Consider the following 20,175-nt stretch of genomic DNA (forward strand, 5'->3'; position numbering starts at 1 on the left):
ATATTCGTAAGACGTCCAGCTCTCTAATGGCTTTGCAGCCAGGCGCCAAGCCTCTTGCGGTCCTCCGGCGTCATCCCCTTCTCATTGCCGAGCGGCATGGCGTTGCCCTGGACCGCCTGGGCGATGATCTGGTCCTTGTGGGCGATCAGTTCCGCGGTCGTCTGCAGCATTACGCCCTTAGGCGGGGCGTCGAAGCCGTCATGGGTCGGTTTGGCAGAATGGCATACGGCGCAATGGGTTGCGGTCAGAGTGAGGATCTCGATATCGCTGACCTGCAGGCTTGGATCGATCTCGACGGGCTTGGGCGCGGTCATGACCAGGAGCACGGCGAGAAACACGAGCCCGGCCGGCAGTGCCCAGACATATTTCGACAGCGGGTCATGGGCTTCATGACGGTTGATGAAATGTCGTATCGAGCCGCCGAGCAGAAGGATGAAAGCGACGAGGATCCAGCTCTGCGGGTGGCCCGTCAGGAACGGATAGTGATTGCTCACCATCATCAGCAGGACTGGCAGAGTCAGATAGTTATTGTGAACGGAACGTTGCTTGCCGATGGCGCCTAGGCGCGGGTCTGGCCGTTCGTGCTTCAGCAGCGACGCGACGATCTTCTTCTGGTTCGGCACGATGACGCCGAAAACATTGACCGCCATGATCGTGCCGACAAAGGCGCCGACATGGATCAGCGCGCCCCGGCCGGAGAAGACATGCGTGAACATATAGGCGGCGGCAACGATCAAGGCAAAGACACAGACAGCCAGAACCGGGGTATTGCGGCCGATCGGCGATTTGCACAACTGGTCATAGATCACCCAGCCGCCGATGAGCGATAGGAACGATATCACGATCGCCTGTGACGGCAGCAGTGGCAGGACCGATCGATCGATCAGGAACGTGTTGGCGTTCCAGTAATACTGGACGATCAGCAACAAGAAGCCCGTCACCCAGGTGAGATAGGCTTCCCATTTGTACCAGATCAAATCATCGGGAAGCGCGTCCGGAGCGACGAGGTATTTCTCGACATGATAAAAGCCGCCGCCATGAACCTCCCACGCTGTCCCATAGACGCCGGGATTCATCTGCGCTCGCTTCTTCAGGCTCAGATCGAGCGCGATGAAGTAGAATGAGGTGCCGATCCAGCCGATGCCAACGATCATATGGGCCCAGCGGACGAGAAGATTGAGCCATTCGACGACGAATGCGGACATGTGGTGGTGAGGCCCCCGGTTGACGACGGCCGGCACCTCTCAAAGGCGCCGGCCGGATTGGTTTCGCCCGGCGTCGCCCGGACGCCGCCATTGGCGAAAGCGGATGCTTATTGTGGCAGCTTGTCGTCGATGCCCTTAACGTACCAGTTGAGGCCGGACAGCGTCTTGTCGTCCATGACCGCGCCATCGGCGACGCCGACCGACCCGTCCTGCTTGGTGATCGGTCCCTTGAAGACCTGCAACTCGCCGGACTTGATCTTCTCCATAGTGCTCTCGGCGAGGGCCTTCACGTCGTCAGGCATGTTGGTGAGCGGCTGGAGCTCCACCATGCCGGACTTGATACCGCCCCAGGTGTCGGTGGACTTCCAAGTGCCGTCGAGCGCCGCCTGGACACGATCGATGTAGTAGGGCGTCCAGTTGTCGACCAGCGAGGCCAGATGCGCCTTGGGGCCGAACTTGGACATGTCGGCCGACTGGCCAAAGGCGTGCAGGCCGCGTTCCTCGGCGATCTGCATGGCGGCGGGCGAATCAGTGTGCTGGACGATGATGTCGACGCCCTGGTCGATCAGCGCCTTGGCGGCGTCGGCTTCCTTGCCGGGATCGAACCAGGTGTTGACCCAGACGACCTTGACCTTGAAGTCGGGGTTGACCGACTGCGCGCCGAGCATGAAGGCGTCGATGCCCATCACCACTTCGGGGATCGGAAAGGAGACGATGTAGCCGGCGACGCCGGTCTTCGACATCTTCGCGGCGATCTGGCCCTGAACGTAGCGCCCCTCATACCAGCGCATGTTGTAGATCGAGACATTGTCGGCCATCTTGTAGCCGGCATCGTGCTCGAACTTCACCTTCGGGAACTTCTTGGCGATCTTGATGGTCGGATCCATGAAGCCGAACGACGTCGTGAAGATCATGCCGCAGCCGGAACGGGCGAGACGCTCGATGGCGCGCTCGGCGTCCGGGCCTTCTGCCACGTTCTCGACATAGGCCGTCTCGATCTTGTCGCCGAACTTCGCCTCAAGGGCGAGGCGGGCCGTGTCGTGCTGCTGGCTCCAGCCGCCATCATTGTGCGGGCCGGTATAGACGAAGCAGACCTTGAGCTTGTCGGCGGCGCTGGCGCCGGTCGCCAAGCCGGCGATGAGCGCGAATGCGCCGATCACGGCGAGATATTTCTTCATCGAAGTTCCCTTCCTCTGGATCAGGTTTTGCACGTGGTGCCGCATCCCCTTCCCTGCTCAGGGACGCAGCGTGAAGCTCATGTGTCGGGGACAAAGGGCCGGCCGAGGGTTGCCGGCGTATTGACGGAAAGCAGCGCCCGGTTGCGCGAAATCAGCACCAGGGCGATGACGGTGACGATATAGGGCAGCATGGACAGGAACTGCGACGGGATGCCGATGCCGAGCGCCTGCGCATGCAATTGCAGGATCGACACGGCGCCGAAGAGCAGTGCGCCGATCACAAGGCGCCCCGGCAGCCAGCTGGCGAAGACGACGAGCGCGAGCGCGATCCAGCCGCGGCCGGCGGTCATCGCCTGTGTCCATTGCGGCGTATAGACCATGGAGAGATAGGCTCCGGCGATGCCGGCGCAGGCCCCGCCGAACAGCACGGCGAGGAAGCGCGTGCGGAACACGGAGAAGCCGAGTGCATGCGCCGAGGCGGCATTGTCGCCGACGGCGCGCAGGATCAGCCCGCCGCGCGTCTTGAAGATGAACCACCAGGTGGCGATGGTGAGGAGGATGGCGCCATAGACGAAGGGATCCTGCCCGAAGACCAGGGTACCGACCACCGGCAGTTCGCTCAAGCCCGGAATATACACCTTCGGGATCGGCACGCCCGGCACGCCGACAAAGGCGCTGCCGATCAGGCCCGATAGGCCGAGCCCGAACAAGGTGAGTGCGACGCCGGTGGCGTTCTGGTTCGCCACGAAGAACAGCGCGACGATGCCGAAGAGGCTCGCCGCCAGCATGCCGGCGATCATCGCGGCGAGGACGCCGAGGAGCGGGTTGCCGGTCAGGTTGGAGGCGGCGAAGCCGCAGACGGCGCCGACCGCCATCATGCCCTCGACGCCGAGATTGAGCACGCCGGAGCGCTCGGCCACCAGTTCGCCGATCGCGGCGAAGAGCAGCGGCGTTGCAGCCGTGATGATCGTCAGCAGGATGCCTTCGAACATGGTCATGACGCCACCCTCGCCGCCGTGGCTTCGTGCGAGCGATCGCGAACAAAACGGAGCCGGTAATAGATGAAGCTGTCGCAGGCGAGCACGTAGAAGAGCAGCATGCCCTGGAACACCTGCGTCGTCTGGTCGGAAAGGCCGAGTGCCACCTGGGCGCCCTCCCCGCCCATATAGGAAAGCGCCAGCAGCAGGCCGGCGACGAGAATGCCGAAGGGATGCAGCCGTCCGAGGAAGGCGACGATGATCGCGGTGAAGCCGTAGCCCGGCGAGACTGTCGTCCGCAGCAGGCCGATCGGCCCGGCGACTTCGCAGATGCCGGCAAGGCCGGCCAGTCCACCCGAGATCAGGAAGGTCAGCATCACCATCTTGTTGCGGGAGAAGCCGCCAAAGGCGCCGGCACGCGGCGAGAGACCGAGCACGCGGATTTTGAAGCCAGTCATGGTCTTCGAGGTCAGGAACCAGGCGATGACGACGGCCGCCAGCATGAACACGATCGACAGCCGCACCGTGTCGCCCGCGATGATCGGCAGCAGCTGGCCGTCCTCGAACGGCTTGGAGTTCGGGAAATTCATTCCGGCCGGGTCTCGCCACGGCCCACGCGCCATATAGTCGAGAAACAGGTTCGCCACATAGACGAGCATCAGCGTCGTCAGCGTCTCGTTGGCATTGAAGCGGATTTTCAGGATGGCGGGGATCGCCGCATAGGCCATGCCGCCGAGCACGCCCATGATCATCATGGCCGCCAGCACCCAGGGTCCCTGCAGACTTGGATAGAGCACGGGAAGGATAGAGCCGGCGAGAGCGCCTGCGGCGAGTTGGCCCTCGGCCCCGATGTTCCAGACGGCGGATTGGTAGCAGAAGGAAAGGCCGATCGCGATCAGGATGATCGGCGCCGCCTTGGTCAGCAGATCCTCGATCGACCAGCCGGCGGTCAGCGGCTCGACGAAATAGATGTAGAGCGCCTGCAGCGGGTCGATGCCCGAGAGCACGAAAATGATGAAGAAGGAGACAAGCGACAGCCCGATCGCGATGATCGGCGACAGATATTGCATCGCCTGGCTGTGCGAGGCGCGCCGTTCAAGCTGAATGCGCATGGGCCGCCCCCGTCGTTCCACGCTTGCCTTCGCCGAGGCCGGCCATCATTAGTCCGATCTGTTCGCGCGTCATGGTCCTGGCCGGTACGGGGTCGGAGAGATGGCCGCGCGAGATGACGGCGATCCGATCGGCGATCTCGAAGATCTCGTCGAGATCCTGGCTGACGACGATGACGGCCGAGCCGGAGCGCGCCAGATCGATCAGCGCCTGCCGGATCACGGCCGCCGCGCCGGCATCGACGCCCCAGGTCGGCTGGCTGACGAGCAGAACGCCCGGCTGGCGATCGATCTCGCGGCCGACGATGAATTTTTGCAGATTGCCGCCGGAAAGGGAGCCCGCCTCGGGGTCTGGTCCCGACTTTCGGACATCGAACGAACGGCCGATGCGCTCGGCCAGCGTCTTCATGCTGGCAAAATCGATGACGCCGATGCGCATCAACTGGTCGCCGGTCGCGTGGCGGGTGAGCAGCACATTGTCCGAGAGCTTCAGGCGCGGCACGGCGCCATGGCCCATGCGCTCCTCCGGCACGAAGGCGGCCCCGAGCCGGCGCCGCGCCGTCACGCCCATCCGTCCCGCCGGCCTATTGTCGATCAGCACGGCATCGGCCCGGTCGGCGAGCCGCTCACCGGACAACGCTTCGAAGAGTTCGCTCTGGCCATTGCCGGCGATGCCGGCAATGCCGACGATCTCGCCGGCCTTCACTTCCAGCGAGACATTCTTGAGCGCCACCGCAAAGGGATGCGGCTCCGGCATGGAAAGGCCCTGGATGACGAAGCGGGCCTTGGCGGCGATCGGCGGCGGCGTGTCGGAGGTGATGGCGTGGACCTCGGCGCCGACCATCAGGCTCGCCAGCCGCGAGGCCGTTTCCTTCTGCGGATCGCATTCGCCGACGATTCTGCCGAGGCGCAGGATCGTCGCGTGATGGCAGATCTGCTTCACTTCCTCGAGGCGGTGGCTGATGTAGAGCACGGCACAGCCGCGCGCGATCAGCTTGTCGAGCGTGACGAAGAGGTCGTCGGCCTCCTGCGGCGTCAGCACCGAGGTCGGCTCGTCCATGATCAGGAGTTCGGGGTTCTGCAACAGGCAGCGCACGATCTCGACCCGCTGACGCTCGCCGACCGAGAGGTCGACGATGCGCGAGGCGGGATTGAGCGGCAGGCCATATTCGGCCGAGACCTTCTCGATTTCACGGGCGAGTTCGGCGCGGTTGTTGCGATCGGAAAGCGCGAGCGCGATGTTCTCGGTGACGGTCAGCGCCTCGAACAGCGAGAAATGCTGGAACACCATGCCGATGCCGAGGCGGCGGGCCGCCGAGGGGTTCGGGATGACGACCGGCTGGCCCTTCCAGCGTAATTCGCCATCCGTCGGTTGCAGCGAGCCATAGATGATCTTGACCAGCGTCGACTTGCCGGCGCCGTTTTCGCCGAGCAGGGCGTGAATCTCGCCGGGTCGGATGGCGAAATCGACATTGTCGTTCGCCGTGAAGTCGCCGAACCGCTTGGTGATACCGACCGCTTCAAGCAGCGGGGCGCTGTCGGGTCTCGTTCGGCCGCCGGATGGGGTTTGCTGCAAGATCAGACGACCTTTCGAGAAGGGATGGCCGGAAGCGGGGCCGCTTCGGCAATCATGGCCGCATGACGCGCAGCCTCATCGCGTATCAGCAAGTCCGATGCCACCGAGGCGGCGATCGCCGCCGGCAGCTTGGAGCGGATGCCGGCAATGCCGATCGGCGTGGTCATCCGGTCGACATCGGTCCTCGCCAACCCTGCCTCGCCCAGCAGTCGGCGGAAGCGGGCACGCTTCGAAGCGCTGCCGATGACGCCCAGATAGGCGATGCCGGGCCGTTTCAGCGCCGCTTCGGTGATGGCGAGATCGAGGCCGTGATTATGGGTCATCACCAGGACGAAATCGCCCTCCCCGGCATCGACGAGCATTGAAGGCGGATCTCCCGCCTCGATGCAGCGGACATTGGCCGGAACGCGGGCCGGGAAGGCATCGGGGCGCGGATCGATCCAGATCGTCTCGAATGGGAGCGGCGCCAGCGCCAGCACTAAGGCGCGGCCGACATGGCCGGCGCCGTAGAGAAAGAGCCGGCGCGGCGCCTCGCCGAAACCTTCCTCAATCCGCGCGCCCATTCGGCGGACCGAGCCGATGGCGACGCTGCCCGTGGCATCGACCTCGCGGTCGAGAGCTGCCTCGCCGGCGATGGCGGCGCGGGTGCGGAACGGTCCCTCCGCCTCCAGCGTGGCAAGTCGTTCGATCGCCTCGCGCTGCTCCGGGCCGAACATCTCATAGGCGAGTTCAACCCGGCCGCCGCAGCATTGGCCGAGCTCTGGCCCGAGCGCGATCGAGCGAAGCTGGAACGGCCTTGGCGACGGGCGGGAGAGCAGGGCCTGAAGATCAGCCAGCGCGCGCCATTCGAGCGTTCCGCCGCCGATCGTGCCAAAGAACGAACCATCCGGAAGCGCCACGACACGGGCGCCGGCCTCGCGCGGCGTCGAGCCCTGCATGCCGATGACGCTGGCCATCGCGGCAATGCCGTGATGCTCCAGTTCGTCCTTCAGGCGCTGCCAGAGGCGCATCGGCTCAGTCTCCCGCCACCATGGCCCGGACCGACTTCAGGATCGCCTCGGGCGTCGCCGGGGCATTCAGCTTTGGTACGCCGCCGGGCCGCAGGCTCGCGATCGCATTGGCGATGGCGCACCAAACGGAGATCGGCAGCATCAAGGGCGGCTCGCCCACGGCCTTGGAGCGATAGATCGTCTTCTCGCGCGCGCCGTCCGACTGAAACAGCTCGACGCGGAAATGCTCGGGAATGTCCGAGGCGGCCGGGATCTTGTAGGTCGAGGGCGCATGCGTCCGCAGACGGCCCTGACTATCCCAGACCAGCTCCTCCGTCGTCAGCCAGCCCATGCCCTGCACGAAGCCGCCCTCGATCTGGCCGATATCGATGGCCGGATTAAGCGATTTGCCGACATCATGCAGCACGTCGATCCGATCGACCTTCATCTCGCCGGTCATCGTATCGATGGTGACCTCGGAGCAGGAGGCGCCATAGGCGAAATAGAAGAACGGCCGGCCCTCCGCCTTGTCGCGATTCCAAGAAATAACCGGCGTCTTGTAGTGGCCGGCGGCCGAGAGCGAGACGCGCTCCAGATAGGCGGCGTTGGCGAGTTCGCCGAGGCTCATGGCGCGATTGCCGAAGAAGACCTGATTATCCCGGAATCTCACCTGATGGCGGCGGATCTGCCATTTCTGCTCGATGAAGGCGTAAAGCCGCTCCTTGATCTGCCCGCAGGCATCGACCGCCGCCATGGCATTGAGGTCCGTGCCGGCGGAGGCGGCGGTGGGCGAGGTGTTGGGCACCTTGTCGGTGCGCGTCGCCGTGATCGCGACCTTGCCGAGATCGACGCCGAATTCCTCGGCGACGACCTGCGCCACCTTGAGAAAGAGCCCCTGCCCCATCTCGGTGCCGCCATGGTTCAGATGCAGCGAACCGTCGCGATAGAGATGGACCAGCGCGCCGGCCTGGTTGAGCGGCATCAGCGTGAAGGAGATGCCGAACTTGATCGGCGTCAGCGCCAGGCCGCGCTTCAGGATGCGGCTCTCGGCGTTCCAGGCGGCGATCTCCTCGCGGCGGGCGCGATAGTCGCTCTTCGCCTCCAGTTCGGCCACCAGTTCCGGCAGCAGATTGTCGGTAACCTGCTGGCCATAGGGTGTGCGGTCGCGTCCGGCGGCATAGAAATTCGCCTTGCGGACATCGAGCGGATCCTTGCCGAGCCGATAGGCGATCTGGTCCATCATCCGCTCGGCGAACACCATGCCCTGCGGCCCGCCGAAACCGCGGAACGCGGTGTTGGAACAGGTATTGGTGCGGTAGCGCCGCGTCAGCACCCGGCACTCGGGGTAGAAATAGGAATTGTCGGCGTGGAACATCGTCCGGTCGACGACGCCCATGGAGAGATCCTCGGAGTGGCCGCAGCGCGCCGCAAACGCGACATCGACCGCCGTGAGCACGCCGTCCTCGTCATGGCCGACCGAATAATCGACGCGGAAATCATGCCGCTTGCCGGTCATGATCATGTCGTCGTCACGGTCGAGCCGCATCTTGCACGGCACGCCGGTCTTCCAGGCTGCGACGGCCGCCAATACGGCCCATTGAGTCGCCTGGCTCTCCTTGCCGCCGAAGCCGCCACCCATGCGGCGGATCTCGACCGTCACGGCGCTGGTCGGCAGATGCAGCGCATGGGCGACGACGTGCTGCACCTCGCTTGGATGCTGCGTCGAGGCATAGACGAATATCTCGCCCGCCTCGCCCGGCACGGCCATCGAGACCTGGCCCTCGAGGTAGAAATGCTCCTGCCCGCCGATGCGGAAACTGTCGGAGAATTTTACTGGCGCGCCGGCGATGGCGGCGTCCGGGTCGCCCCTGAGGAACGCATAGTCCGGAAGGACGGTGTCGCTCGCCTCGTCGACATCGATGACGGGCTTGGCGGCCTCGGTGGCGAATTTCGCCTTCTTCGCCGCGCGCCGTGCCTGGTCGCGCGTCTCGGCGATGACGATGAACACGACCTGGCCGTGGAAGCGGATCTCGCCGTCGGCAAGCGCCGGATCGTCGCCAATCAGCTTCGGCGAGATGTCGTTGGCGCCCGGCAGGTCCGCCGCCGTCATCACCGCGACGACGCCAGGCGATGCGCTCACGGCTGAGAGATCGACATCGAGCAGGCGGCCTGCAGCGATCGGCGCATAGCCCGGCGCGACATGCAGCGTGCCGGCCGGCTCGCGTATATCGTCGATATAGGCTGCGGCGCCCGTCACGTGGCGCGGCGCGCTGTCATGCGGCAGCGGCTTGCGGACGACGGCAAGCTCCGAATCGGGAATGAGAACGTCACTCGGCGGCATGGATAGCCTCCCTGCGGCCGATGAGGCGGGTGCGGTGTGTCGAGGTACCTGCCGATTCGAGCAGTGCCTTGCCGAGCAGCGCATGCGCGGTCTCGGCGCGATAGGCGGCGCTGGCGCGGTGGTCGTCGAGCGGCGTGAAGTCTTCCTTCAGCGCCGCGAACGCCTTCGACCAGGCGGCCGAATCGCGGATCGACGAGCCGGTCAGCGCGCTTTCGGCATGCTTTGCCCGCTTCGGGGTGCCGGCCATTCCGCCATAGGCGATGCGGGCCTCGCGGATCATGCCGCCGGCATCGAGCGTGAAGCGGAAAGCGCCCATCACCGACGAAATGTCCTGGTCGAAGCGCTTCGTCACCTTGTAGCAGCGGAAGACCTGATCGGCCTTCAGGCGCGGGATCATCAACCCGGTGACGAACTCGCCGGAGGCGCGGTTCTGCTTGCCATATTCGATGTAGAAATCCTCGACCGGCAGCACGCGCGAGCGCTCGCCTTTACGGAGTTCCATCGTAGCGCCGAGCGCGATCAGAGCCGGCGGCGTATCGCCGATCGGCGAACCATTGGCGACATTGCCGCCGACCGTGCCGCTGGCGCGCACCTGCTTGGAGCCAATGCGCCGGAAAAGTTCGCCGAAATCCGGATCGATCGCGTGAGCATAGGGCTCGACATCGGCATAGGTCGCCGCGGCGCCGATCAGCAGTTCGCGGCCCGTATCCTCGATGCCGTCGAGCCCGGGCACGCGGCCGATATGGATGATCTTCGGAATGTCGCGCAGCTGCTTGGTGATCCAGAGGCCGACATCGGTGGCGCCGGCGACGATCACGGCGGTCGGATGGCGCTCATAGAGCGTCGCGAGTCCATCGATCGAGGCGGGCGCAGCGAAGAAGCGTTCATGGTCGCCGATGAACAGATCTCGTCCATCGGAAAGGAACTGCAATATGCCGGCCGTATCGGCATTGGCGTCGCGGAACTTATCCGCCCGCTCCTGCGAGCAGACGGAGAGCGCCGCCTCGACGATCGGCCGATAGCCGGTGCAGCGGCAGAGATTGCCGGCAATGCAATCGTTGACGGCGCCGCGCGTCACCGGCCCCTCGGTCGACTGGTAGAGGGTGAACAGGCTCATGACGAAGCCCGGCGTGCAGAAGCCGCATTGCGAGGCGTGCTTCTCGACCATGGCCGTCTGGATCGGGTGCAGCTCCGCGCCGGTGGCGAGGTCTTCGACCGCGACGATCTCGGTGCCGTCGATCATGCCGAGCAACTGGATGCAGGCATTGACGGGCTGATAGACGACCTGGCCGTCCTTCTGCCGGCCAATCGCCACGGTGCATGCGCCGCAATCGCCCTCCCCGCAGCCCTCCTTGGTTCCCGTGGCTCCCTCGGCGAGGCGCAGATGGTCGAGCAGCGTCGTCATCGGATCGATATTGCCGATCTCGACGATCTGGCCGCGGCGGACGAAACGGACGGTATCGCGCATGGGTGCTCAGCTGCCCCGATAGGTCGAATAGCCGTAAGGCGAGAGCAGCAACGGCACATGATAATGCTGCGATGGGTCGGCAATGCCGAATCGGATCGGGATCACATCAAGAAAAGGCGGGTCCGTGAGCCGGGCGGACGACTGGCGCAGATAGTCGCCGGCGTGGAACCGCAGCTCGTAGACGCCGGCCGCCAACGCTTCGCCCTCCAGCAAGGGCTCGTCGACACGGCCATCGTCATTCGTCGTTACCGCGCGCACGAAGCTCAATTCGTCGTCGACGCGGAACAATTCGATGGCGAGACCGCCAGCGGGCCTGCCGGTGGCAATATCCAGAACATGCGTGGTGAGACGGCCCATTATCTGCTTTCTCGAAAGCCCGACCCTACGGACCGGCGATGCCCGACTCTAGGAAATGCCCAAGGCTTAATCAAATCCAATCTTGCCCATCCGGTTGCCCGCTAGGGAAGCAAAATGCCGCGTCCGACGCGCGCGAAACATGGTAGGACGGTGCGGATGCAGGGAATACTACTAGATTGAGCGCGACATGCTGCCGGAAAGGCAGCATGTGAGTATTGGGAGTCGGAGATGGATGGAGCGGGTTCGCGGGCGGGCCATGTCTCGGCGGCCTCACTCGCCCGGCTTTTTCACACCCCTTCCCTGCTCTATTTCGTCTCGGTGGCCGAGACGCTGTCGATGCGCGAGACGGCACGGCGGCTCAACATCGCGTCCTCGGCGGTAGCCAGGCAGATCGGCCATCTGGAAGAGACGCTGGGCTTCAAGCTGTTTTCACGTGAGAGGCGGCGACTACGGCTTACCCCGGCCGGCGAGATCCTGCTGCGTCACGCCCGCGAGCTGACCCATCCCCTGGAAGCCGCGGTCTCGGAGCTCGATCTGCTCGCAGGTCTCCAGTCCGGCTCCGTCCGCATCGCCACTGTCGAGAGTGTCGGCCTGTCGATCCTGCCGCGGCTGATCGCCGAATTCGGCCGCCGCTATCCGCGGCTGAAGGTCGAGACTCGGGTGGCACCGGCCTCCGACGTGGTCGAGCTGGTCGCCGCCGGAGAGGCCGACATGGGTTTCGCCTTCCTGGCGCGGGCAACCCGCCATGTCGAAATCGCCGTCCGCCGCGACCTGCCGATCGGCGTGGTGATCCGGTCTGATCACCCCCTGGCGGCAGCGCAAGCGCTCTCTTTCGCCGATTGCTTCGCCCATCCCTGCGCCGTGCCGGCGCGGGGATTGTCGATCCGCGAAGTCATCGACCCGTTCCTGGTGCCATTCGGTGATCTGCCGCGCTCTGTGGTCGAGGCGAATTCCGTGCGCATGCTCTATGAGCTAGCTCGCTCGGGCCACTACGCCGCATTCCTGACGCCGCTCGGCATCGAGCGCGAGATCATGTCGGGCGAGGTGTTGTTCCGCCCGCTCACCGAGCGCGGCCTGCCGCTCAACCGCTTCGGCATGATCGTGCGATCGCAAAGCAGCCTTCGCTTCGCGCCCGCTGCCTTCTTCGACATGGCGCGCATCTATTTCGACACGGCCGGAAACCTGAGCGAGTTTCCGGCCGGTCCATGACGTCCCTCACGCCCCGCTGCGAACCGCGCCGATCGCATCGGGCTCGATCCGGCGTGGGCGGACGCGAACCTGGCCGGAGAGCAGCAGGCTGGCGAGCGCCGGGATCAGCAGCGTACCGAGGCCGATCCGGAGGCCGGCGAATTCGGTGACGAAACCGATGACGGGCGGGCCGATCAGGAAGCCGGTGAACGACAGCAGCGACAGCGCCGCGACGTTGACGGCCGACGATCCCTCGCGTCCGGCTGCGGCGGAAACGGCGAGCGGGAAGATGATCGACACGCCGAAGCCCGCCGCTGCCGCGCCGAGGATCACGAAGAGCGGCGAGGTGGCCAGAACCATCAGCGTCAGGCCGGCGAGGCCGATCGAGCAGCAGACCCGCGCCATCGTCACCGGGCCGAAGCGCATGGAAAGATAGTCGCCCGCCAGCCGCCCCACCGCCATGACGCCGCCAAAGGCCGTGAAGGCGAAGCCGGTGACCGGCGGTTTGGCACCGAATACGTCGCGCAGATAGATGGCGCTCCAGTCGGTTATCGCGCCCTCGACCAGCAGCATGCCGAAGCCGAAGAAGCACAGCAGCACGATGTTGCGCGGCGGCAGCACGAAGACCGGGGTCTTTTCGGCATTTTCCGTGACCGGGGTGCGGAATTGCGGCATGCGCGCACCGAAAAGCTGCGAGGCGACGAGCGCAAACACCGCGACGAGAATCATGTGCTGATAGGGCGCCAGGCCAAAGGCCGCCGCGGCCGAGCCCACGGCACCGCCCGCCATCAGGCCAAGGCTCCAGAAGCCGTGGCAGCGCGACATGATCGTGCGTCCGAGTGCGACGCCGATCCGGTCCGCCGCGACGTTCACGCCGACCTCGACTGCGCCCATCGAGAGCCCGACCGCGACCAGCGCGAAGAACAGCCAGGTCGCGTTGCCCGCTAGCGGAGGCAGCAGCAGTGCCGCGATCAGGAAGATGAAGCCATAGCGGATGGCGTTGGCGGCGCCAAAGCGCTCCACGACCATCCCGGAAAACGCCATCGAGATGACGAGGCCGACCGGCATGCCGATCAGGCAGATCGCCAGCTGCGCCGGCTCCAGGCCCAGCATGTGCTGCACGTCCGGAATGCGGATCAGCCAGTTCGATATTCCGAACGAATAGACGAAGAACAGCGCCATGACGAGGCGCGCCGAAGCGAAGGAGAGGACCATCTGGATAACCGTCAAGCGGGCGGAGGCGGCCGCCTTCGCGGCCGGGGCGCGTGTCCGACGTCCACGGATTCGCCAATGCACAGAATATGTGCCCCGTATATAGGCAGATTGCCTCGCTCGCAACCGACCAGACGACATTCGCGAGCCCGCATCGCGTTGCGTCGGCCTCCCTTGGGCGGAAGGCCGGCGCTGAGGCGTCAGCTCTTTTTCGGCCCTCGCTTGGCGGCGACATTGAGCACTTCGACAAAGGCCGAGAAGGCCATCGCCGCGTAGATGTAGCCGCGTGGGATGTGGAAGCCGAGACCATCGGCGACGAGCGCGATGCCGATCATCAGCAGGAAGGCGAGCGCCAGCATCTTGGTCGTCGGATGGCGCTCGATGAAGGACGAGATGGCTCCCGAGGCCAGATACATCACGCCCATCGCAATGATGACGGCGAGGATCATGATCTCGACATGCTCGGCCATCCCGATCGCCGTGATGATCGAATCGACCGAGAACACCATGTCGATGACGATGATCTGCGAGACGATCGCCGCGAAGCTGGCCTGGACCGGCTTCTGGCCGTCCTCGTGCGAGCCCTCGACGCCCTGGTGGATCTCGTGCGTCGATTTGTAGATCAGGAAGAGGCCACCGGCGAGCAGGATCAGATCGCGCCAGGAGAGCGAGAGGCCGAAGGCCGTGACCACGGGCTCCGTCAGCCCGATGAGCCAGGAGAGGACGACGAGCAGCGCGATGCGGAAGACGAGCGCCAGGGCAAGGCCGATCTGGCGTGCTTTCTTGGAGCTTTCCGCCGGCAATCGGCTGACCAGCACGGAAATGAACACGATGTTGTCGATGCCGAGCACGATCTCCATCGCGGTCAGCGTCAGAAGGCTCGCCCAGGCGCCGGCTTGAAAGAAGAGTTCGAAATTCATCGACAATCCGTGTTCGTGGGGTGAAGGGGTCAGGCGCTCGATGCGCTGCGCCGTCTCCATAGACGCGCAGCCTGAAGAAAGGCTCCGATCAGCGCAAGATAAGCTGAACTGATGCCGAGCCCCCAGAGAATGGCTGCCGATGGCTTCAGATCCGCCAGCACTGCGAGAAGCGCGAAGACGGCCCAAGCCAAGGTCATGGTGAGTGTCAGCGGCCGGGCCTGCCGGACCCGGAAGGGGTGAATGAACTCAACCGGTGTGAAGGTCAGCACCAAAAAAAGCGCGATCAGCGCGGCGCCGGCATAGGGCGGCAGCGCAAAGGCGACGAGGACGAAGACAACCGCGTTCCAGACGGCTGGAAACCCCCGGAAGCCGAAATCGACCGTCTTCATCCGCGTATCGGCGAAATAGATCGCGCCGATCACCGCCACCGCGATCGCGGCAGGAATCGCCAGAAGTGGCGGCATGATGTCGGCGCGGGCCAGCATCAGCGCCGGAATGAACACATAGGTCGCATAATCGATGACGAGATCGAGGATCGCGCCGTCGAACCAGGGCACGCGCTCCTCGACCTTGAAGGTGCGGGCGAGCGGCCCGTCTATGCCATCGACGAAGAGCGCTGCGCCGAGCCAGGCGAAGGTCGCCGTCCAGTTGCTCTCAAAGGCGGAAAGCGTTGCCAGTACGGCGAAGGCCGCCCCGCTCGCCGTGAGAAGATGCACGGCCCAGCTTTCCGTGCGCGGCCAGCCCCGCCGCTTCGGCATGAAGTACCCCTGCGTTTCACGTCCCTACCCCGATGCTCCGTCCGGGGAGCCGCGGGTTCTGTCTTGTCCGGAGAATTCCACAGAAAGTCCCCGCTTCCCTCGATACGGAAGCGCGGCGACGCTGGCAAGCGATGGCGAGCCTCGACTTCTCGCCAATTTGCCCGATGCGACACTGCTCGGTCTTGCCCTCGCCCCGCCCCTCGCCCACTTTCCACTCGAATTCGGTAGGAGATGTCCATGTCGAGCTTCGATGTCCTGGTGATTGGTGCCGGACCGGCCGGGCTTGCCGCGGCGATACTGGCGCAGCAGGCCGGCGCCACGACGGCCCTCCTCGCGCCGAGGCTTGAGGCGCGCGACCGCCGCACGGTCGCCATGCTCGGCGTCTCGGTCGATATCCTGAAGCAGGCCGGCATCTTCGCCGCGGTTGAGGGCGTCTCGGCACCGATGCGCACCATGCGGCTCGTTGATTCGACGCGCCGGCTGATCAGGGCGCCGCTGGTCGAGTTCCACGCCAGCGAGATCGGCAGGGAGGTCTTCGGCTACAACATTCCCCATGCCGCGCTGGTGAGCGCGCTGGAGCAGGCGGCGACGGCGATCGGCGTGGAGCGCATCGACGGCGTTGCCGCGTCGATCGAGCCGGATCTGGACGCTGTCACCGTCGTGACCGGCGCCGGCGACACGATCACCGCGCGCCTCCTCGGTGCCGCCGATGGCCGCCGTTCGCCGGGCCGCGAGGCGGCCGGCATCGGCGTCCGCAGCTGGTCCTATCCGCAATCCGCCCTCGTCGTGAACACGGCCCATGCCCTGCCGCATGACGATGTCTCGACGGAGTTTCATACCGAGACCGGCCCGTTCACCCTCGTGCCGCTGCCGGGTCTGCATTCGGCTGTCGTCTGTGTCGAGCGGCCTGCCGAGGCGGAGCGGCTGATGGGCTTGAGCGACGATGCGCTGGCGGCGGAGTTCGAGCGGCGGTCGCATTTCCTGCTGGGTGCGATCCGCATCGACGGCCCGCGCCAGGTCTTTCCGCTGACCGGCCTGGCGGCCCGCAAATTTGCGGCAAGACGAATCGCGCTCATCGGCGAGGCGGCGCATGTCTTCCCGCCGATCGGGGCGCAGGGGCTCAATCTCGGCCTTCGCGATGCGGCCGTGTTCGCCAATGTCATCGCCGGACACCTCGCCGATCCGGGCTCGGCGGCAGCGCTCTCAGCCTATGACAGGGGCCGCACCGGCGACGTCTTCACGCGCACGGCCGGCGTCGACGCTCTGAACCGGACCCTGCTCACCAGCTTCCTTCCGGTGCAGGCGGCGCGTGGCATCGGCCTGTTCGCGATGGACCGTCTGCCGGCGCTGAAGCGCGCCGCCATGCGCCGGGCGCTGGCGCCGCATCTTTAGCCAGCGCGGCCCCGAAAGGTTGACAGCCCTGCGCGTTCGTGCCTTTTGGCGACCCGCCGCCAAGAGGCATGGGAGCCATGGGTCAGACGCGTTCCGCCAAGTTTCAGATCGGACAGATCGTCCGCCACCGCGTATTCCCATTTCGCGGCGTGATCTATGACGTCGATCCGGTTTTCGCCAATACCGAGGAATGGTGGCTGTCGATCCCGGAGGAGGTGCGTCCCTCGAAGGACCAGCCCTTCTATCATCTGCTCGCCGAGAACGACGAGAGCGAATATGTCGCCTATGTCTCGGAGCAGAACCTCGTCGCCGACGGCTCGGAAGAGCCGCTGCGCCACGCCCAGATCGGTGATTATTTCGACGGCCGCGACGGCGATCTCTATGTCTCGCGAGACCGCGGCCTGAACTGAATCTCGCACGGCTCTGCTGCAACGGAGCGGCGCTCCGCCAGCCCCAAACAAAACGGCGCCCGAAGGCGCCGTTTTCATTTGTCCGGTGAGACGCTTGGCCCCTTACTGCGGGGTTGCCGTCCGTTCCTTGTTCTGCTGGTCGATCAGGGCCTTGTTGCGCTCGGTGGCGCGCTTCTGCACGGCTTCCTGCAGCTGGTTGCGGCGGGCGGCGCCGGCGGCGCGGTCGAGACCCTCGCCCTCGAAGGTCTTGGTGAAGCCCGTCAGCGGGAACGGGAACACCATTGGCTTGCCCTGCGGGTTCATGGTGATCGACGCGATGCGCTTGCCCTTCTTCAGGGAAGCGACGAAAGCGTCGTCGACCTCGCCCTGCGCGTAGCAGACCGACGGATCGCAGATCACATATTTCAGCGGGATCGCCTTGTTCTGGTCGACCTGGATCAGGAGACCCGGCTGGATCAGCTGGCCGGTGAGCACGATGGCGGTCAGCGCCATCTTGGGATCACCCTCGAGCTGACGAAGCTGCAGCGAGGCGATGAACTGGTTGGTCTCGGCGCGCAGCTCCTGCGAGGTGATGCAGAGCTTCTTCTTGGACTGCTGGTCCTGCGCGCATTCCTTGATCCATGACGGAGCTGGCGGGGCATTGTCGCCAGCAGCCGGCGCGGCGGCTGCTGCGGCCGGCGCGGGCGCCGCATCGGCCGGAGCCGGCGTGTCCTGGGCCATGGCGCCCGTCGCGGTCATCGCAACGAAGAGCGCGACGGCTGCCAGCTGCGGCACCCGGACCATTCCTGAATTCCAACCATGCAGCATCGCGCGTTTCCTTGCATTCATCTGGGGCCTGGCGTTCACCCGAAGTCTTCGACTCTCAAGCCGACCCTCACGCTTCAGCCAAATGTAGGGGCTGGATGGAGAGCAAATGCGGCGACACGGTGACGACCCGGCGGCGCCGCATGAATAGCGCGGTGCGGGCGCGATTTCCAGCGGGAAGGCATGGACAATTGCATGGGCGAAGGGCCGTTGATTCCGCGGTCATGTTAGGGTTCGCTTCGCTCGAATCGCTGGCCGCGTCGGAGGAAACCGAAATGTCGCACCATTGGCGTTCCATGGGTCTCGGCCTCGCCGCTCTCGTTTCGGCCGCCATCTGGGGCACCCAATCACCCGCAGCCGCCGAGCCGGCGCATGCAATCGCGATGCATGGCGACCCGGCGCTGCCCGCCGGCTTCGACCATCTTCCCTATGCCGATCCGAACGCGCCGAAGGGCGGCACGGTCACCTATGCCTATGTCGGCACCTATGACAGCGTAAACCCCTTCATCGTGAAGAGCGCCACGACGACATCGCGCGGCATCTGGGACGTCGCGCTCGGCAACAACGTCTTCGAGAGCCTGCTGGTACGCAATCGTGACGAGGCCTTCTCGCTGTATGGGCTACTGGCCGATAGCGTCGACATGCCGGACGACCGCACCTCGATCGCCTTTACCATCGACCCGAAGGCGCATTTTTCCGATGGCCAGCCGGTGACGGTCGACGACGTGCTCTTCACGGTCGATCTGCTCAAGGAGAAGGGCCGGCCGATCTACAAGACTTGGTACTCGCAGGTCGAGAAGACCGAGAAGATCGGCGATCGTGGCATCAAATTCACCTTCAAGGATGGCGGCGAGAACCGCGAATTGCCGCTGCTGATCGGCCTGATGCCGATCCTGCCGAAGCATGCCATCGACCCCGAGACCTTCGACCAGTCGACGCTGAAGCCGATGATCGGTTCCGGTCCCTATGTCATGGGCGAGATCAAGCCCGGCGAGCGCTTCGTCCTGCAGCGCGATCCCAACTACTGGGGCAAGGACCTGCCGGTGAAGCGCGGCTTCGACAATTTCGACGAAATCCGCATCGATTATTACCGCGACCGCAATGTGATGTTCGAGGCGTTCAAGAAGGGGCTCTACGACGTCAATCCGGAGGGCGATCCGGCGAACTGGCTGCACAATTACGATTTTCCCGCCGCAGCCGACGGCCGCGTGGTCAAGGAGACGGTGAGGAACGGCCTGCCGAAGGGGATGCTCGGCCTCGCCATGAACACACGCAGGCCGATGTTCGCCGATGTTCGGGCGCGCAAGGCGCTCGCCATGTTGTTCGACTTCGAATCGGTCAACAAGAACCTCTTTTCCGGCGCCTATAGCCGCAATGGCAGCTTCTTCCAGGATTCGGTGCTGTCTTCCCTCGGCGTCCCGGCCTCCGACATCGAGAAGAAGCTGCTAGCCCCCTTCCCCGATGCCGTCGAGCCAGACGTCATGGCCGGCACCTACAAGCCGACCGTATCGGACGGCTCGGGCGGCGACCGCAAGGTGCTGCGCACCGCGCTCGATCTGCTCGAACAGGCTGGCTACAAACTCGCCGGCAACCAGCTCGTCGACAGCGCCGGCCAGCCGTTCGCCTTCGAGATCTTGCTGCAGGATCGCGAGCAGGAGAAGGTCGGCCTCGCCTACGCCCGCACGCTGCAGCGCATCGGCATCGAGGCGACGACCCGCACGGTCGATTCGACGCAGTACCAGCGCCGCGTGCAGGATTTCGACTTCGACGTGATTCAGACCTCGTGGCCGGCGTCGCTGTCGCCGGGCAACGAGCAGGGCAATCGCTGGTCGAGCACCAATGTCGATGTACCGGGCTCGTTCAACTATGTCGGCGCCAAGAGCCCAGCGATCGACGCCATGCTGGCGGCGCTGCTCGCGGCCAAGAGCCAGGAAGATTTCGTCGCCGCCGTCCGCGCCCTCGACCGCGTCCTGATCTCCGGACACTACGTCGTCCCGCTCTACTACCTCCCCGAACAATGGATCGCCCATTGGGCCCGCGTCGATCATCCGCAGACGCAATCGGTCAACGGCTACACGCTGTCGACCTGGTTTGCCGCGCCTGGGAAGTAAGGGGGGCCGTCCTTCCTTGACCCCTCCCCTTGCGGGAGGGCCGAAAACGCCCTCGCGTTTTCGGGGAGGGGTCGCTCTGGTGGGAAGTCTCAGGAAGAGGCTACACACTGGCTCCGGGCAATCTCCGGCCAGAGCCCTGTAAGCCCCCTCCCCGACCCTCCCCCGCAAGCGGGAGAGGGG

General features: G+C 65.1%; 17 protein-coding genes. 4 read left to right on the top strand and 13 right to left on the bottom strand.

All coding sequences use genetic code 11. From position 1 onward, the window contains the following. Positions 1-23: 23 nt before the first annotated feature. From OSH05_RS14885 to uraH, 9 genes are all read right to left on the bottom strand, one after another. The gene (locus OSH05_RS14885) at positions 24-1,205 is read right to left on the bottom strand and encodes a urate hydroxylase PuuD (protein ID WP_104218878.1); all 1,182 of its coding nucleotides are present in this window, start codon (positions 1,203-1,205) and stop codon (positions 24-26) included. Between the two features lie 107 nt (positions 1,206-1,312). Then, positions 1,313-2,383: a BMP family ABC transporter substrate-binding protein gene (locus tag OSH05_RS14890; protein WP_104218879.1), complete on the bottom strand. Its 1,071-nt coding sequence runs from the start codon at positions 2,381-2,383 to the stop codon at positions 1,313-1,315. Between the two features lie 77 nt (positions 2,384-2,460). Continuing rightward, entirely contained in the window at positions 2,461-3,375 is a 915-nt protein-coding gene (locus OSH05_RS14895; RefSeq protein ID WP_104219275.1) for an ABC transporter permease, read from the bottom strand. A gap of 2 nt (positions 3,376-3,377) precedes the next feature. Beyond that, positions 3,378-4,472, bottom strand: a complete 1,095-nt coding sequence (locus tag OSH05_RS14900) for an ABC transporter permease (RefSeq protein WP_104218880.1) — start codon at positions 4,470-4,472, stop codon at positions 3,378-3,380. Beyond that, positions 4,456-6,048 (bottom strand): ABC transporter ATP-binding protein, encoded by a 1,593-nt coding sequence (locus OSH05_RS14905; RefSeq protein WP_407660409.1) that lies wholly within the window; start codon positions 6,046-6,048, stop codon positions 4,456-4,458. Before OSH05_RS14905 ends, OSH05_RS14900 begins: the two co-directional genes overlap by 17 nt. Beyond that, a complete protein-coding gene (gene xdhC, locus OSH05_RS14910) occupies positions 6,048-7,055 on the bottom strand; it encodes a xanthine dehydrogenase accessory protein XdhC (protein WP_104218881.1) in 1,008 nt (335 codons plus the stop codon). The genes OSH05_RS14905 and xdhC overlap by 1 nt, the downstream gene beginning before the upstream one ends. Before the next feature lie 4 nt (positions 7,056-7,059). Further along, entirely contained in the window at positions 7,060-9,375 is a 2,316-nt protein-coding gene (xdhB, locus tag OSH05_RS14915; RefSeq protein WP_104218882.1) for a xanthine dehydrogenase molybdopterin binding subunit, read from the bottom strand. Then, positions 9,362-10,843 (bottom strand): xanthine dehydrogenase small subunit, encoded by a 1,482-nt coding sequence (xdhA, locus tag OSH05_RS14920; RefSeq protein ID WP_104218883.1) that lies wholly within the window; start codon positions 10,841-10,843, stop codon positions 9,362-9,364. Before xdhA ends, xdhB begins: the two co-directional genes overlap by 14 nt. A 6-nt stretch (positions 10,844-10,849) precedes the next feature. Beyond that, positions 10,850-11,200: a hydroxyisourate hydrolase gene (uraH, locus tag OSH05_RS14925; protein ID WP_104218884.1), complete on the bottom strand. Its 351-nt coding sequence runs from the start codon at positions 11,198-11,200 to the stop codon at positions 10,850-10,852. A gap of 228 nt (positions 11,201-11,428) precedes the next feature. Here uraH and OSH05_RS14930 point away from each other — a divergent pair, with 228 nt between their 5' ends. Next, on the top strand, positions 11,429-12,409 hold the full coding sequence (locus OSH05_RS14930; RefSeq protein ID WP_104218885.1) for a LysR family transcriptional regulator: 981 nt from the start codon (positions 11,429-11,431) through the stop codon (positions 12,407-12,409). A 6-nt stretch (positions 12,410-12,415) separates the two neighbouring features. On the opposite strand, the gene OSH05_RS14935 is transcribed toward OSH05_RS14930, so the two are convergent. The 3 genes from OSH05_RS14935 to OSH05_RS14945 all read right to left on the bottom strand — a co-directional run bounded on the left by OSH05_RS14935 (position 12,416) and on the right by OSH05_RS14945 (position 15,278). Then, positions 12,416-13,603 (bottom strand): MFS transporter, encoded by a 1,188-nt coding sequence (locus OSH05_RS14935; protein WP_266352518.1) that lies wholly within the window; start codon positions 13,601-13,603, stop codon positions 12,416-12,418. 197 nt (positions 13,604-13,800) lie between these two features. Further along, the gene (locus OSH05_RS14940; protein ID WP_104218887.1) at positions 13,801-14,520 is read right to left on the bottom strand and encodes a TerC family protein; all 720 of its coding nucleotides are present in this window, start codon (positions 14,518-14,520) and stop codon (positions 13,801-13,803) included. Between the two features lie 29 nt (positions 14,521-14,549). Next, positions 14,550-15,278 (bottom strand): CDP-alcohol phosphatidyltransferase family protein, encoded by a 729-nt coding sequence (locus OSH05_RS14945; protein WP_104218888.1) that lies wholly within the window; start codon positions 15,276-15,278, stop codon positions 14,550-14,552. A 237-nt stretch (positions 15,279-15,515) separates the two neighbouring features. Between OSH05_RS14945 and OSH05_RS14950 the strand changes: the two genes are divergently transcribed. After that, positions 15,516-16,670, top strand: coding sequence for a UbiH/UbiF family hydroxylase (locus tag OSH05_RS14950; protein ID WP_266352519.1), 1,155 nt, complete (start codon positions 15,516-15,518; stop codon positions 16,668-16,670). A 77-nt stretch (positions 16,671-16,747) separates the two neighbouring features. Beyond that, on the top strand, positions 16,748-17,080 hold the full coding sequence (gene hspQ / locus OSH05_RS14955) for a heat shock protein HspQ (protein ID WP_104218890.1): 333 nt from the start codon (positions 16,748-16,750) through the stop codon (positions 17,078-17,080). 102 nt (positions 17,081-17,182) lie between these two features. Here the strand turns inward: hspQ and OSH05_RS14960 are convergent, their stop codons facing one another. Beyond that, positions 17,183-17,863 (bottom strand): invasion associated locus B family protein, encoded by a 681-nt coding sequence (locus OSH05_RS14960; RefSeq protein WP_266352520.1) that lies wholly within the window; start codon positions 17,861-17,863, stop codon positions 17,183-17,185. Between the two features lie 296 nt (positions 17,864-18,159). On the opposite strand from OSH05_RS14960, the gene OSH05_RS14965 reads away from it, so the two are divergent. Then, positions 18,160-19,995 carry an extracellular solute-binding protein gene (locus OSH05_RS14965; protein WP_266352521.1) on the top strand — a complete coding sequence of 612 codons (1,836 nt, stop codon included), beginning with the start codon at positions 18,160-18,162 and terminating at the stop codon, positions 19,993-19,995. Positions 19,996-20,175 lie beyond the last annotated feature (180 nt).

The organism is Kaistia algarum, from assembly GCF_026343945.1.
Taxonomy (GTDB): Bacteria; Pseudomonadota; Alphaproteobacteria; order Rhizobiales; family Kaistiaceae; genus Kaistia; species Kaistia algarum.

Bases quoted from the DNA above. Each gene is read 5' to 3' on its own strand.
- OSH05_RS14930 (WP_104218885.1), top strand. From the start codon at position 11,429: ATGGATGGAGCGGGTTCGCGGGCGGGCCATGTCTCGGCGGCCTCACTC.
- xdhC (WP_104218881.1), bottom strand. From the start codon at position 7,055: ATGCGCCTCTGGCAGCGCCTGAAGGACGAACTGGAGCATCACGGCATT.
- OSH05_RS14900 (WP_104218880.1), bottom strand. From the start codon at position 4,472: ATGCGCATTCAGCTTGAACGGCGCGCCTCGCACAGCCAGGCGATGCAA.
- OSH05_RS14890 (WP_104218879.1), bottom strand. From the start codon at position 2,383: ATGAAGAAATATCTCGCCGTGATCGGCGCATTCGCGCTCATCGCCGGC.
- OSH05_RS14935 (WP_266352518.1), bottom strand. From the start codon at position 13,603: ATGGTCCTCTCCTTCGCTTCGGCGCGCCTCGTCATGGCGCTGTTCTTC.
- xdhA (WP_104218883.1), bottom strand. From the start codon at position 10,843: ATGCGCGATACCGTCCGTTTCGTCCGCCGCGGCCAGATCGTCGAGATC.
- uraH (WP_104218884.1), bottom strand. From the start codon at position 11,200: ATGGGCCGTCTCACCACGCATGTTCTGGATATTGCCACCGGCAGGCCC.
- OSH05_RS14965 (WP_266352521.1), top strand. From the start codon at position 18,160: ATGTCGCACCATTGGCGTTCCATGGGTCTCGGCCTCGCCGCTCTCGTT.
- OSH05_RS14940 (WP_104218887.1), bottom strand. From the start codon at position 14,520: ATGAATTTCGAACTCTTCTTTCAAGCCGGCGCCTGGGCGAGCCTTCTG.
- OSH05_RS14895 (WP_104219275.1), bottom strand. From the start codon at position 3,375: ATGTTCGAAGGCATCCTGCTGACGATCATCACGGCTGCAACGCCGCTG.
- OSH05_RS14945 (WP_104218888.1), bottom strand. From the start codon at position 15,278: ATGCCGAAGCGGCGGGGCTGGCCGCGCACGGAAAGCTGGGCCGTGCAT.
- OSH05_RS14950 (WP_266352519.1), top strand. From the start codon at position 15,516: ATGTCGAGCTTCGATGTCCTGGTGATTGGTGCCGGACCGGCCGGGCTT.
- OSH05_RS14960 (WP_266352520.1), bottom strand. From the start codon at position 17,863: ATGGTCCGGGTGCCGCAGCTGGCAGCCGTCGCGCTCTTCGTTGCGATG.
- hspQ (WP_104218890.1), top strand. From the start codon at position 16,748: ATGGGTCAGACGCGTTCCGCCAAGTTTCAGATCGGACAGATCGTCCGC.
- OSH05_RS14885 (WP_104218878.1), bottom strand. From the start codon at position 1,205: ATGTCCGCATTCGTCGTCGAATGGCTCAATCTTCTCGTCCGCTGGGCC.
- xdhB (WP_104218882.1), bottom strand. From the start codon at position 9,375: ATGCCGCCGAGTGACGTTCTCATTCCCGATTCGGAGCTTGCCGTCGTC.